Here is a 13,026-nt window from a genome sequence, read left to right on the forward strand (position 1 = left end):
CCATATAAAACGGTAACCGCAAGGACCTAATAATGACTACAGAAGCGACGGTGTACCTCGTAGAGGATGACGAAGCCGTACGAGACTCACTACAAATGGTATTGGAATCAGTTGGCCACAAAGTAGTGAGCTATTCACGAGCCGATACGTTTTTGGAGGATTACTCCATCGATATGGCCGGTTGCATGGTGTTAGACATACGCATGCCGGGCATGAACGGCATGGAGCTGCAGCGGCAACTCAACACTCGCAACTCTATATTACCGATTATATTTGTAACCGGTCACGGCGATGTGCCAATGGCCGTCGACGCTATGCAGCGCGGCGCGGTGGACTTTGTGCAAAAGCCCTATCGTGAAGAAGAGCTACTAGGCAAAATCCAACAGGCTATTGCTGCCGACGCTGAGAATCGCGCCGACCTCGAAGAAAAACACAAAATTCGGGCCAAATTGAGCGACCTTACGCCGCGCGAAAGTCAGGTTATGGAGCTGATGATCGAGGGCAAGGCGAATAAGGTTATCGCCTACGACTTGGATATTAGCCAGCGCACCGTCGAAATTCACCGCGCACGCGTTATGGAAAAAATGGGCGTTCGCTCACTAGCCCATTTGGTACGCATGGTGATGGCAGCCGAAGAGTCCAGCAATAGCTAGGGCTTGCTTACACTAATACCTTGACTGCCCAGCAGCGCATCCACTGTCTGCAGGGCCGTCATTAAGCCCCCTACTGGCAACAAGCTCGCCCGAAAATACTCCTCCGCCATAGGCGCGATTCCGCTGGCCCGAGGCAATTCTTGCCTTTGTTCAATTAAAAACCGCATTCTTGGAATAAAAACAAACTGTAACCACTGCGCGAAATTGAGCGTATCGATGGCGAATGGCTGCTCGCTGCGCAATGCCTCCGGCGGTGGCGGCTCGGCATCCCAGTGGCCAATCTGGCGTAACTCGGCCTCAATATCCATTAAAACCGCAGCGACTTCATGATACTTGCTCATATCTCAGCCCGCCAAAATCTACTCAATTATCTGTCGATACGGTGGCATCGACGCCAGCATTTTACGACCGTAATGCCGCGTGACAATACGCCTATCCAGAATGGTGATACGGCCAACGTCTGATTCACTGCGCAGTAACCGGCCACTGGCTTGTATCAATTTCACCGCCGCATCTGGCACCGTAATATCCATAAACGGATTGCCATTATTGCGACTAATCCACTCGGCCAACGCTTCTTCAACCGGATCTTCCGGCACCGCAAAGGGAATTTTGGCGATCAATACGTGGGAGCAATATTTACCGGGCAGGTCGACACCCTCGGCAAAACTTGCCAAACCGAATATAACACTGCCATTCCCCTTGTCTAAAGCCTCGCGGTGGCGGGTCAGAATCTCGTGCTTCGGCAAATCATCCTGCGCCAATATCCGTCCTTGCCAATCCGCCGGCATACCCTCGCGCACCGCGCGCAATTGCTTGCGGGAGGAAAACAGCACTAAATTTCCGGCATCCGGCGCCATTAAGTTTGGCAGCATATCGATTAGCGCCGCCGTATGCGCCTCGGCATTGCCTGCATCACAATTCATTGCCGGTATGTGCAGCTCGCCCGCATCGGCGTGTGCAAAAGGGCTGGGAACCACCTCAAAACTGGCATCGCTATCTAAACCGGCGCGCATACTAAAGCGGTTGAAACTGCCCAGGGCGGTTAGTGTTGCCGAGGTTAGCACCGCGGCATAACAACGTGACCACAGCGCTGATTTAAGGGCATTGGCGGCCAGTATGGGACTGGCGTTCAACTCTATATCAAACAGGCCCTGCCCCGTTTCAACTAACGCCATCCACCGCGCATTGGGTGGCTTTTCTTTGCTGGCATCACTGGCGTAAGAGCGCCAGAGCGCACAGGCACTTTCCGCGCGAAAACGCGCAGCAGACACCGTCGCCAACCATTGTTCCGTCACTTCTCGGCTCGCCATCAATTGATTGCCATCTAAGCTGTCTTGAAAGGTATCGATAATCCTTTCCGCTTGATGGATCACGCCGCTAAACCCCTCGACCATATTTTTGGCGTGGGCGGCGAGATTGTCGGGCACGATACCGTCGGGAAAGCGCACACTCTTGCTTCCCTGCCGCTCTTCTGCGCTCTCTAGCAGCTCTTCCAATAGCGGCCGCAGTGGCGCCAAACCGCGCCGCACGGCAATAAGTTGGGTAAGCAAGCTCTCTAGCTGGCCACGGGCGGTAACGTCCATAGCGGGTACGGCAATCATCGCTGTCAAAGCGCGTTCAATTTGCTCTAGCCAGCGCTCAGTCGCAGCCATTCGAAAATTGGCGCTGAAATGGTTAATCACTTTGTCGGGCAGGTGATGCGCTTCGTCGAAGATATAAATGCATTCTTCCGGAGGCGGAAGTATGGCGCCGCCGCCTAAGGCTAAATCCGCCAGCACAAGATCGTGATTGGCGACAATAACATCTGCCTGAGTGAGCGACTCGCGAGCTTTAAAAAAACTACATTGCTTAACGTGACTGCAGCGGCGACCGGTGCATTGGGCGTGATCGGTTGTCACCCGCGCCCACTTATCATCGGCAATCACAGTATCCCAGTCATCGCGATCACCCGCCCATTTCCCGGTTGCCATTTTCTGCGCGAAATCCGTGTACAAAGACAGGCTTTCGGCGTCCGGCGCGGCCATGTGCTCGTCAATGTACAGGGGTAATACCTTTGCATCGGCCCCTGACAACAATTGATCTAGTTTGGACAGACAGATGTAACGACGACGCCCCTTAGACAAGCTAACGCTAAATTGCAGGCCGCTTTTGGTGAGAATATCAGGTAAATCGCGGTAGATAATTTGCTCTTGAAGCGCAACCGTCGCGGTGGAAATAACGAGTGTTTTATTGCTCTCTTGTGCGATCGGGATTGCAGCCACCGCATAGGCCAGGGTCTTGCCGGTGCCAGTGCCGGCCTCCACCACGCAGAGATGATCACCGCCCCCGCGCTGAAACTCTTGATTGCGCTTTACGCCACCCAAGACTCTCGCGATATGGGCGATCATCAACCGCTGCCCATAACGTGGCTTCAAATCTTTTACATCCAGAAATTGCCGGTACGCATCCTGAATTGTCTTTTTAAGTGCATCGGTGAGCACCTATACCGCCTTCTCGATTGCCCGTAAATCTCGACTACGCAATTGATTGCAAACCGGGTTGGCGTAGATCTCCATCGCCTTTAAACGAAAGGCGTCAGGAATTTTTGCAAAACGCTGCTCGAAATCTGCGACATCGCGATCCGTTATTTCCGGCACCCGCAGCTCGCGCCAACTTTCGTCATTGTAAATCCGCATATACGCCAGCACATTGCTGGCATGGAGGCGATACTGATCAATTATTGCCTCGTCTAACACCGCAGCTACCCTCGCCGCGTCGGCGAATTCGCCTTTTAAGGGCGCGCCAAAACTGACATGAACATCGCCTTTGTTGCCTAACACGCCAATGGCGATGCTTTTTAAATCTTCGTGCTCCGCTTTTAAATAGGCACCGTCGCGCTCGACGTGAACTAACTCCTGAGCCTTGGCGGCATCCAGCGGGTCCCATTCATAGGAGATCGACACCGGCACGATATTCAGCTTGTTAATATAATCAGAAAAGCTCTCTTCCGGCTTTTGCTGGGCCATACCAATCATCTTAATGACCGCCGCCTCGGTTGCATCATTGCCATCTTTGGCGCGCCCTTCACGCTGAGCGATCCAAATAGAACTGCGCTCTTCCAGCAGAGAGAAACGAATATAGCTCGCCAATTGCCTAAATGCGGCGAGCATCTGGCGCGGGCCTTTGGCTGAGCGCCGAACAATAAAGCTCTTATTAAGACGCATCAAATCAGCGGCAAAGGGCTTGGAAAGCAGATTATCGCCAATCGCAATGCGCACCGTGTCGCGCCCGTGGTGATAGAGGGCATAATTGACAAAGGCGGGATCCAGGGCAATGTCGCGGTGATTACTAATGAATAAATACGCGGAATTTGGCGCCAAAGCGTCTAAGCCTGATACATTAAAGCTGCAGGTATGGTCCTCAATCATGGTATCCATATACTGCTTGATAACTCGCTGGAAGCCCACCACATCGGCAACCCCGTTCAGCTCGCGACGCAGATACCACGCCACAAGCGGGCGCACTAACCAAGGTAGGTAGCGATTGAGTTTGGGGATGCGCAGGTTTGCGACCACATTCAGCAACTCGGCATCGCCCAGTAACTTGGCTAAAACCGGCACAACTTCGTCGTCGTGGTATGGCCGGATCTCAGCGAAGTCATCCATCATTTTGTGCTCTCAACGATATAAAGGGGCGTACAATAAAGGATTCAATGGCAGTCGTCATCTGCCAGAGACCATTAGTAAGCAGCAAACTCGCTATTTTCAGCGCAACGCGCACGTCGCACAAACACTCATATACCTGATAATTTCAATTATACGCAGCCAGTAAAACGCCAAATTTAAGTCCAACACCTCCTAATCCAACTGGAGCTAGACAACGTCTAACTTAAGCCCGAGCCCACACCGCAAACTTATACTCGCGACATTGGCATTTTGCGGTATCGGCAGCATCACGGCACTATTAGTTTACTCTCGGCGCGCAGTCGACCTAATTCTGAATAGGAGTAGCGACTGCACGCATGCTTACTGGCCTTATATTAAAAGGATTCGACTACAAACTAGCATCCGTCATGCACTTGATCGTATATTACTAGACATGCCGCTCAGTCTAAGAGCCGACTCCCGAAAATCTAAACCTGACATTGCAGTGGAAGCACACTAATGACACACCAGCAAGGCACCCTAAGCAGCCAATCCGGCTGCCGAATCTACACCCAAAATTGGCAACCCGTCGGCACACCAAAGGCGGTGATCATTCTGGTGCACGGTCTTGCAGAACACAGCAATCGCTATATCGATATCGCCAACTATTTCACCGAACAAGGCTATGCAGTGTATGCGCTAGACCATGAGGGGCACGGCCACTCACAGGGGCTGCGCGGCTATATAAACCGCTTTGATGATTTCATCACCACCCTTGATCAATACTGTAACGAGATAACCGGGCTCCACCCTAACGCCAAACTCTTCTTGGTCGGACATAGCATGGGCGGCGTAATTTCGACTGCCTATCTATTAAAGTATCAGCAGAAACTTGCTGGCTGCATTCTGTCTGGCGCCGCTCTCGCAACGGGGGACGTTATCAGCCCCTTACAAAAATTTGTGGTCCACTGCTTATCGAAAATTTTACCTAAACTCCCTATTCTGCAATTAGAAGCAAATGACGTCTGTCATGATCCCGCTGTTGTGGAGGCATACCGCAACGACCCCAGAGTATTCACAGGCAAGATTCGCGTTCGACTAATAAGCGAAATTTTACGCACCGCCGACATGGTCATTCGCAATGCGGCAAGCATTAGCTTGCCGATGCTTATATTGCATGGCGGCGACGACAAAATGGCCTCTCCAACAGGCTCAGAGAAATTGTACGCAGGCATCTCGTCCAGCGATAAGACCTTAAAAATTTACCCTGGCCTCTATCATGAAATTTTTCTAGAGCCGGAAAAATATTCCATCTACGCAGAGATATATGATTGGATGGAAAAAAAGTTATAGAGACGGTCACAACATTTACTAGTTAACTATTTAGGGTTCCAAAAATAGGTAACACGATTTAATTAGTGGCACTCTCGCGATATAGAAGCAAAGGAACAGCAATATGGATCAAACTCGCAGCAACCCTTGGCCCGAAGCCACCACCTGCCCTGTTGTTTTCATTATCGACAGCGTTAATCGGACCGAAAAAAAGCTTTTAGAAGATGCTATACGCAAACATCAACCTGCCGGCTCAAGGTATCATGTTGTCCACCGCCACCTAAGAAATATGCAGACCCGCCGCCAGCGCTCCACCACCCAATTACTAGAGCTAGCCAAGTCAAACGACAACCCTTACTTTGTTCCCGTGCGTATTTGCTGGCAAACACGCACGCCGAGAGACATGCAAGGTGTATCACTGAGAGATTTAATTACCGGCAACCGCGAATACCCAGGCTGGTTTCAACAGCAGTTGCGACTGCGCAAAGACAGCAGCGGCTACAGTATCACCGTTGGCAACGGCGCCAGCCTGGAGCAACTCAAAGACAGCTGCGCTCACCACACCCAAAAACATGGCGGAACTGAAGACCTTATTAAATTTATTGATCGCTCTGCTTTTTTAGCGCTCGAAAAAGTCGAACGCCAAGTAAAAGGCGCTCGATATAAGATACCTCAGCTTCTTTCAGACGAAGTCATTCGCAAACCATCAGTGATTAATGCCCTGAGCAAAATCAGCGAATCTACTGGTCGCTCGATGGATAGTTTGATTAAAGAAGCAAAACTGTGCCTGGACGAAATGTCTGCAAAACCAAGCGCCCTCGGTACCGACCTCGCCGCCGCCTTAGGCCGCTTCATGTATACCCGCGGTTTTGACAAAGATATTGACTATGTCGACGGCGATATTGAACGCATTCGCAAACTTCTCACTGAAAAACCCGTCGCCTTTTTGTTCACCCACAAATCACATATTGATGGCTTCCTGCTGATGACCATCTTTCACGATCAAAATCTGACGCCATTGCATTTATTCGGTGGCATCAATATGAATATGCCAGGAATCGGACCGATTCTGCGCCGGTCTGGCGCAATCTTTATTCGACGCAGCTTCCAGAATGACCCGGTCTACAAAGTTGTATTCAAAAACTACATCGATTACTTGGGAGAAAAACGCTTCCCCTTGATGTGGGCACTAGAGGGAACCCGCTCCCGCACCGGCAAGTTAATGCCGCCTCGTTTCGGCTTAATTAACTATGTGGTAAGCGCGCATATGCGCGACGACGCTCCCGACTTAATATTAATGCCAGTATCGATTACGTACGACCAAGTGCCCGAAGTGGCTGATTACGACGCACTGCAAGCCGGCGGTAAAAAGCGCCCTGAATCCACATCTTGGTTTATGGAATATATCAGCGGCCTTAAAAATCCCCACGGTAAAATTCATGTGCGATTTGGTGAAGGCGTTACCATTAGCGAACACCTGGACCTAAGTAGCCCAGCACCGCAAACCAGAGACATTCAAAAGATCGCCTTTGAACTCGCTGTCGACGCAAACAATGCCACGCCGATTACGGTCAACTCATTAATTTGCTATGTCATTCTTGAGCACGGCCACAAGGCCATCACATTCAACGAGCTCAACACTGACATTCAAGAACTTCTGCAATTAATTAATAAACTCGGTTTTGCGACCACCAACGACGTACAAAACCTCAATGAGGCCAGAATTCAGAAATGCTTAAAAGACCTGGGTACAACCGGTGTCATTAATATATTTAACGACGGCATCGAATCGGTATATATGCTGCCGAGCGACGCTGGTCGCACCGCAGCCTACTACCGCAACGGTCTGATTCACTTCTTCATCACCAGTGCCATCGCCGATCTAGCACTGCTTGCCGTTAGCGCAACAGGCGATGAAGCGCTTAGCCAGTTTCACAATGAAGCGCTGCGTTTACGGGACATGTTTAAGTACGAGTTTTTCTTCGAGGGCTCAAGTGCGTTTATTGTGCTGCTCGAACATGAACTTGAGCAGCGTGCCCCCAACTGGCGAGACAGCGTTAAACAAGGTGCTAAAGCAACCCGCAAACTCCTCGCAGGCATAACCCCTATTCTAGGTCACGGCACGCTTCGCCCATTTATCGAAGCCTATCTTGTCTTGGCAAGAGCGTTACGGATGCAGCCGGTGGGCGAAATCAGCGATCAAAAGCATCTCATCAACCACGCTCTCACGCTGGGTAAACAGCGGGTGCTGCAGAAGCGAATACATTGTGAAGAGTCCGTGTCGGGTAGCTACTTTGAAAATGCGATTAAAATCGCAGAAAACCAAGAGCTACTCAAGGCGGGGGACGAGGCGGTTGCCGGGCGTCAGCGCTGGCTGGAAGAGCTGCGCGAAATTTCCGCCAATGTTCGCTTTTTAGCATCAATGGCCGATGCCAAACGACTACAAATACGAACTGCACTGGAAAAATAATCCGCTCCAGCATTAAAGGCTGCGCCACTAGGGCGCAGCTCACCCTACAATTATCGCACCGCAACGCCCTGTAACTTCATTACTAAGCGTACAACAGCAATATATGCTGAAGGCATAAGTCTCGCCAATATGTCCTGCACGCGGCCGTCGCTAATAAAGATACGGCCGATATTTTTCTGCACGCCACGAAGAATGATATTCGCAGCTTCCGACGGCTGAGTACCTTTTTGAAGCAGTTCGTGAAAATGCTTTGTGCTGCTATTGTGATGATCAGCATTGATTGTAATGTTGGTCGCCACTGCACCGGGATGCACGGTATGCAACGTTACGTTGTTGATACCTCGGATACGATGCTCTGCGCGCAAACTGTCAGTAAAACCGCGCACCGCGAATTTTGTGGTGCAATACGGTACGAGATACGGCAAGGCAAGAATACCTTGCGAGCTTGATAGATTAACGATGGCAGCCTCCGGCCGACTGAGCAAATGTTGATAACAGCGCTGAGTCGTATGAATCACTCCCCAATAATTAATATTGGTAATTTTTTCAAAGTCTTGCTCGCTGGCTTCGCCGAAGGTGAGGTCGCCGGAAGCAATACCCGCATTATTTATGAGAAGATCTATATGACCAAAGTGCGCAAGGACATTGTCGACGAAAAGATTGATGGCGCACTTATCACCCATATCGACTTTCTCACTGTAATAGTCTGCGTGCATTGCGGTGAGCTGCTCTTCGGTAGCGTCGAGCTTCGCAATATCGCAAAACGCAACTTTCGCGCCGCGTCGCGCAAGCTCCATCACTAAATGATGACCGATGCCACTGCCACCGCCGCCAGTCACAATGGCAACCTTGTCTATAAATGTTTTCATATCTGATCCCTTGTGTGATTACGGCTAGCCTTAACGATGCTTGGCGAAAAAGGCGAGCACATCTTCTGCGCTCTTACGCGGTGCTTCTAGCATGGGCATATGACCAAGTTCTGGGTAAGTAATGAGTTCGGCATTCGGTATACCGCTCTGCCAAATCGCTGCGGAACTAATATGCAGCAGGCGATCACGCTCACCCCACAGAATGAGTATGGGCACGTTAATGTCGCTTAGGTGCTTATCCAAAAGACCAGTGTTATGAAAGTCCTGGAATATACGGATAAGCGACTCGCGACGAATAATGTAGTCATCCGCCATATAATCTAAAATCATTCTTGGCAGCCACGGTGGCTGAGACATGGTCATCGCGTAGAATTCGATAAACTCATCGCGATTATGAATCTCAAACGGGTTGCGGCCCGTCGCGAGCATTTTAGCCATGTCACTTTCTTGTGGCGCAACAACACCGGCGGCATCAACCAATACTGCGCTCTGCACGCGGTTTGCATGGCGCAGCGCTAACTGAGCGGCAATAAAACCACCCATGGAATTGCCTACAATATGGGCGCGCTTAATACCTAGCGCGTCCATCGCTTCTACCACCCGTTGCGCCTGACTCACGGTGTCGTATTTTAAGGACGGATCAAAGGCGGTTTCACCGTGGCCCGGCAGGTCTAAAATTAAGACCTGATACTTATCGGTAAAATGGCTGGCAAAGCGCATCCACACAGTTTTTTCTGAGCTATAACCATGAATCATTATCACGGTTTCTTGGGCATCTTGCGGTCCACCTTGCCAGCTCATCATCTGGCTATCGCTAATATCGATTTTGGCCCGGTGCAAACCATAAAGGCGCGTTTCAATGCCGCTAGCCATGTGCAGCAAGCCACCGCCAATTCGCGGGTAGGTCACCGTAGCCCAGAGAGCAAAACTCGCAAGCAGAGCAATAACAGCAAATATTAAGGGCTTTTTCATCCTGCTTTCCTAGTATTAATCAGCGTAGCAATTGGCTTAGTAACCGGTTTCAGCGGATAGTCGCTGCGGTCGATTACGTCGCGCATATCCCACCAAATAAGTTTATTGAGCAAACGCAAGGGCACTAGGTTGGCGCCCAACCAAGTTTTAAATGAATCTTTGCCATAAACAATCTTCGGCGTACCGCGATATATACCTCGAATCACGCGGCGCACAATTGCCTCCGGCGGTGTTGATAAGTACTTGTCCGAGAAGGCTTGGTGCTGAGGGGCGCTGGCAATATTGGTAGCGATTCCACCGGGATGGACAAGGTGCACACTGATTGGACTATCGTGCAACTCAACCATTAACGCTTCAGTAAAGCCGCGCACGGCGAATTTCGCCGCACTGTAATCACTGTTATTGGGTGGCCCAATCAGGCCAAAAATACTAGATACGTTCACCACAGCACCCTCGCCATTTTCGATCAGCTGTGGCAAAAAAACTTGGGTACCATGCACTACACCGTAAAAGTTAATACCCATTACACGCTCGATTGAAGACAGCGGCGTTGCCCACACCGGCTTCCCATCACCCGACACACCGGCGTTATTTATAATGACATGAGCGTTGCCCAGTGAGGATTTTACATTAGCAGCAAATGCCTCCATGGCAGAACGATCAGCAACATCAAACACTGCACTGAACACCTTGGTCTCAGCGGTGTTATTTACCATTTCAACTGTTTTAGCTAAGCCCTTTTCGTCGTAATCATTGAGCGCCAGCCTTGCACCTAGCTTTGCAAATTCTAGGGCGTACGCACGACCCATACCCGATCCTGCACCAGTTATAGCGACTATTTTATTATTAAAATCCTTCATATTGATGATCTCATCTAAACAAATGGTGCTTGGTCTTAAACCGGCTGGCTAGCCTGTTAAAGGTAAAACTGAAGCCGGGAAACATGGCAATAACATGGCCACTCTTGCTCTGGTACCAGCTGGTACAACCGCCCGACTTCCAAACGGTTTTTTCCATTTCAGAGTGAACCATCTGGGTGTATTGATCCTCGGCGTCGGCGCTGACTTCTATGGCCTGTTTACCAGATTTCTCCAGCTGCCGAATGCTGCCAATGATGTATTTCATCTGTGATTCAATTACGAATATTGCGGAGGTGTGGCCAATGCCGGTATTGGGCCCAGTAACCACAAAGAGATTAGGGAAACCTGGAATGGCAGTGCCGAGGTAGGCCCGAGGAAACTCTTCCCAAGCACTCGCTAAACGCCTATTGTCCTTGCCAATGACGGGGTATGAGATCACACCATCAGTCGCATCGTAGCCGGTAGACCAGATAATAAGATCAACATCAACTTGTTGGCCTTTTTGGGTGAGAATGCCATTTTCGGTAATTGCTGCGATGCCATCTTGCTTATCATGTAGACTGACATTTGACCGCGACAAAGCCGGATACAAGGTGCTTGATAATATGACTCGCTTACAGCCGATAACAAAATCCGGAGTGAGTTTTTCACGAAGCACCGGATCGGGCACTTGCTTTTTGAGTAATTTCAACGCGGCCCGCCCCGCAACTAAATCCAGCATCAGCTTGGAATACTTAAAGCCAATCACACGAGTTTCAAGACACCAATAAATCCACCAGCGCAGTGCTTTATAAAGCGGTTTAATGCCTAACAATTTTTGTTGGAACGATGAAAATTTACGATCTGGCCTTGGCAACACCCAATGCGGACTGCGCTGAAAAACGTGTAGCTCAGCTACATCCCCTGCAATAGCCGGAATTACCTGTGCTGCACTCGCACCGCTCCCAACAATAGCAACACGCTTGCCTCGGTAGTCATAGGAGTGATCCCAGCCATTAGTATGAAAACTTTTACCTTTGAAGGTATCACGACCAGGAAAATCTGGAATCACCGGTGTACTCAGCGGCCCCGAGGCATTAATCAGAATTTGCGCCTCAAACGTACCCGCCGCGTCAGTCTCTATAATCCAGCGCTTATCATCCTCATTCCAGCGGACCTGCGCCACATTGGCATTTAGTGTGGTTTTGTCGCGGAGGCCGTGCTTATCAATCACCGCATTGGTGTATTGCCGCAACTCCTCTTGCTCTACAAACATTTGCGACCACACGTAAGGCTCCGACGAAATGGAATACAGCGGTGACTGCACATCGACCGCCGCGCCGGGATAGCTATTCTGGCACCACGTCCCGCCCATAAAATCGCGGCGCTCAAGAAGTCGAATATCGGTGATGCCCCGCTCCTGTAGGCGGATTGCAGCACACTGACCACCAAAACCGCTGCCAATGATAACAACCCGATAACACTGCTTTGCTTGCATTTATTCTCCCCGCGAGGGCTCTAGCAAATTTCATGTGATGACGAACGACATCACTTTACTTCTGATGACGCTTGTCGTCAAATAACAGCATGAACAAAATTGAAAAAAACAGTCAATCGGGGCGAACCTACGGCGGTGAAAGTGCGGCCGAAAGACTGGCGCGTCAGCGCCAAACCTTTATGGACGCAGGACTAGAGCTATTTGGCACGGTTGGCTACCGAGCGACAACCGTCAGAATGTTGTGCAAAGAAGCTGGATTAATCGATCGCTATTTCTACAAAACCTTCACTGATACTGAAGATTTATTAGCTGCGGTCTATACCGAATCCTTAGACCAAATCCAAACTCAGGTTCTGGCAGCAATCAATGCCACTGGCAGCGAGCCAATTACAGCCAAGCACATTGAACTTGGCCTTGAGGCGTTTTTTAGTGCATTTGAAAACTCGCGAGTGGCTAGAGTGTGTTGGTTAGAAGTCCTCGGCGTCAGCCCGCGTATTGACACGCTATACATCAGCCGCATACAGGAGTTTGCCGAATTATTGCTGCGACTTGGCAAATCCATGATGTCAAATTGGCCGCTTGGCGAAGAGGAAACGCGCATAACAGGCATAGCGTTGGTTGGTGCAATAAGCCAGTCTGCGATGCAATGGCTGCTCGATGACTACCGCTCACCGAGAGCAACATTAGTGAGCGCGAACGGGCGTCTGATTAGAGGACTCTTCAACACGCCTTCGCATTAAGGTGCCCGTAGCCACAGGGCTCGCTTT

Annotated in this window: 11 protein-coding genes; 4 read left to right on the forward strand and 7 right to left on the reverse strand. The window is 50.3% G+C overall.

The features are described 5' to 3' along the window. Positions 1-32 precede the first annotated feature (32 nt). Positions 33-653 carry a response regulator transcription factor gene (locus KXJ70_RS15050; RefSeq protein ID WP_219044353.1) on the forward strand — a complete coding sequence of 207 codons (621 nt, stop codon included), beginning with the start codon at positions 33-35 and terminating at the stop codon, positions 651-653. Here the strand turns inward: KXJ70_RS15050 and KXJ70_RS15055 are convergent. Genes KXJ70_RS15055 through KXJ70_RS15065 form a run of 3 tightly spaced genes read right to left on the reverse strand, consistent with a single transcriptional unit; the run spans position 650 to position 4,303 of the window. Further along, positions 650-994, reverse strand: coding sequence for a YqcC family protein (locus KXJ70_RS15055; protein WP_219044354.1), 345 nt, complete (start codon positions 992-994; stop codon positions 650-652). The genes KXJ70_RS15050 and KXJ70_RS15055 overlap by 4 nt on opposite strands. A gap of 18 nt (positions 995-1,012) precedes the next feature. After that, entirely contained in the window at positions 1,013-3,136 is a 2,124-nt protein-coding gene (gene dinG / locus KXJ70_RS15060) for an ATP-dependent DNA helicase DinG (RefSeq protein ID WP_219044355.1), read from the reverse strand. Beyond that, on the reverse strand, positions 3,137-4,303 hold the full coding sequence (locus KXJ70_RS15065) for a 1-acyl-sn-glycerol-3-phosphate acyltransferase (protein ID WP_255558507.1): 1,167 nt from the start codon (positions 4,301-4,303) through the stop codon (positions 3,137-3,139). Between the two features lie 495 nt (positions 4,304-4,798). Here KXJ70_RS15065 and KXJ70_RS15070 point away from each other — a divergent pair, with 495 nt between their 5' ends. Both KXJ70_RS15070 and KXJ70_RS15075 read left to right on the forward strand, forming a co-directional pair. Then, complete coding sequence (locus KXJ70_RS15070; protein WP_219044356.1) at positions 4,799-5,632, forward strand: alpha/beta hydrolase; 834 nt, start codon at positions 4,799-4,801, stop codon at positions 5,630-5,632. A gap of 103 nt (positions 5,633-5,735) precedes the next feature. Then, complete coding sequence (locus KXJ70_RS15075) at positions 5,736-8,081, forward strand: 1-acyl-sn-glycerol-3-phosphate acyltransferase (RefSeq protein WP_219044357.1); 2,346 nt, start codon at positions 5,736-5,738, stop codon at positions 8,079-8,081. A 50-nt stretch (positions 8,082-8,131) separates the two neighbouring features. On the opposite strand, the gene KXJ70_RS15080 is transcribed toward KXJ70_RS15075, so the two are convergent. From KXJ70_RS15080 to KXJ70_RS15095, 4 genes are read right to left on the reverse strand one after another with little or no spacing between them, the layout of a single operon-like run. Next, the gene (locus KXJ70_RS15080) at positions 8,132-8,950 is read right to left on the reverse strand and encodes an SDR family NAD(P)-dependent oxidoreductase (protein ID WP_219044358.1); all 819 of its coding nucleotides are present in this window, start codon (positions 8,948-8,950) and stop codon (positions 8,132-8,134) included. Between the two features lie 30 nt (positions 8,951-8,980). After that, complete coding sequence (locus KXJ70_RS15085) at positions 8,981-9,922, reverse strand: alpha/beta fold hydrolase (RefSeq protein ID WP_219044359.1); 942 nt, start codon at positions 9,920-9,922, stop codon at positions 8,981-8,983. After that, positions 9,919-10,782 carry an SDR family NAD(P)-dependent oxidoreductase gene (locus KXJ70_RS15090; protein WP_219044360.1) on the reverse strand — a complete coding sequence of 288 codons (864 nt, stop codon included), beginning with the start codon at positions 10,780-10,782 and terminating at the stop codon, positions 9,919-9,921. Before KXJ70_RS15090 ends, KXJ70_RS15085 begins: the two co-directional genes overlap by 4 nt. Positions 10,783-10,792: 10 nt before the next feature. Further along, entirely contained in the window at positions 10,793-12,259 is a 1,467-nt protein-coding gene (locus tag KXJ70_RS15095) for a flavin-containing monooxygenase (RefSeq protein ID WP_219044361.1), read from the reverse strand. Positions 12,260-12,348: 89 nt separating this feature from the next. On the opposite strand from KXJ70_RS15095, the gene KXJ70_RS15100 reads away from it, so the two are divergent. Further along, a complete protein-coding gene (locus KXJ70_RS15100) occupies positions 12,349-12,999 on the forward strand; it encodes a TetR/AcrR family transcriptional regulator (RefSeq protein WP_219044362.1) in 651 nt (216 codons plus the stop codon). The last annotated feature ends 27 nt before the right edge of the window (positions 13,000-13,026 follow it).

It is taken from the genome of Zhongshania aquimaris (genome assembly GCF_019312595.1).
In the GTDB taxonomy this organism is placed as follows: domain Bacteria; phylum Pseudomonadota; class Gammaproteobacteria; order Pseudomonadales; family Spongiibacteraceae; genus Spongiibacter; species Spongiibacter aquimaris.

Bases quoted from the DNA above. Each gene is read 5' to 3' on its own strand.
- KXJ70_RS15095 (WP_219044361.1), bottom strand. From the start codon at position 12,259: ATGCAAGCAAAGCAGTGTTATCGGGTTGTTATCATTGGCAGCGGTTTT.
- KXJ70_RS15100 (WP_219044362.1), top strand. From the start codon at position 12,349: ATGAACAAAATTGAAAAAAACAGTCAATCGGGGCGAACCTACGGCGGT.
- KXJ70_RS15065 (WP_255558507.1), bottom strand. From the start codon at position 4,303: ATGATGGATGACTTCGCTGAGATCCGGCCATACCACGACGACGAAGTT.
- KXJ70_RS15090 (WP_219044360.1), bottom strand. From the start codon at position 10,782: ATGAAGGATTTTAATAATAAAATAGTCGCTATAACTGGTGCAGGATCG.
- KXJ70_RS15085 (WP_219044359.1), bottom strand. From the start codon at position 9,922: ATGAAAAAGCCCTTAATATTTGCTGTTATTGCTCTGCTTGCGAGTTTT.
- KXJ70_RS15075 (WP_219044357.1), top strand. From the start codon at position 5,736: ATGGATCAAACTCGCAGCAACCCTTGGCCCGAAGCCACCACCTGCCCT.
- KXJ70_RS15080 (WP_219044358.1), bottom strand. From the start codon at position 8,950: ATGAAAACATTTATAGACAAGGTTGCCATTGTGACTGGCGGCGGTGGC.
- KXJ70_RS15055 (WP_219044354.1), bottom strand. From the start codon at position 994: ATGAGCAAGTATCATGAAGTCGCTGCGGTTTTAATGGATATTGAGGCC.
- KXJ70_RS15070 (WP_219044356.1), top strand. From the start codon at position 4,799: ATGACACACCAGCAAGGCACCCTAAGCAGCCAATCCGGCTGCCGAATC.
- KXJ70_RS15050 (WP_219044353.1), top strand. From the start codon at position 33: ATGACTACAGAAGCGACGGTGTACCTCGTAGAGGATGACGAAGCCGTA.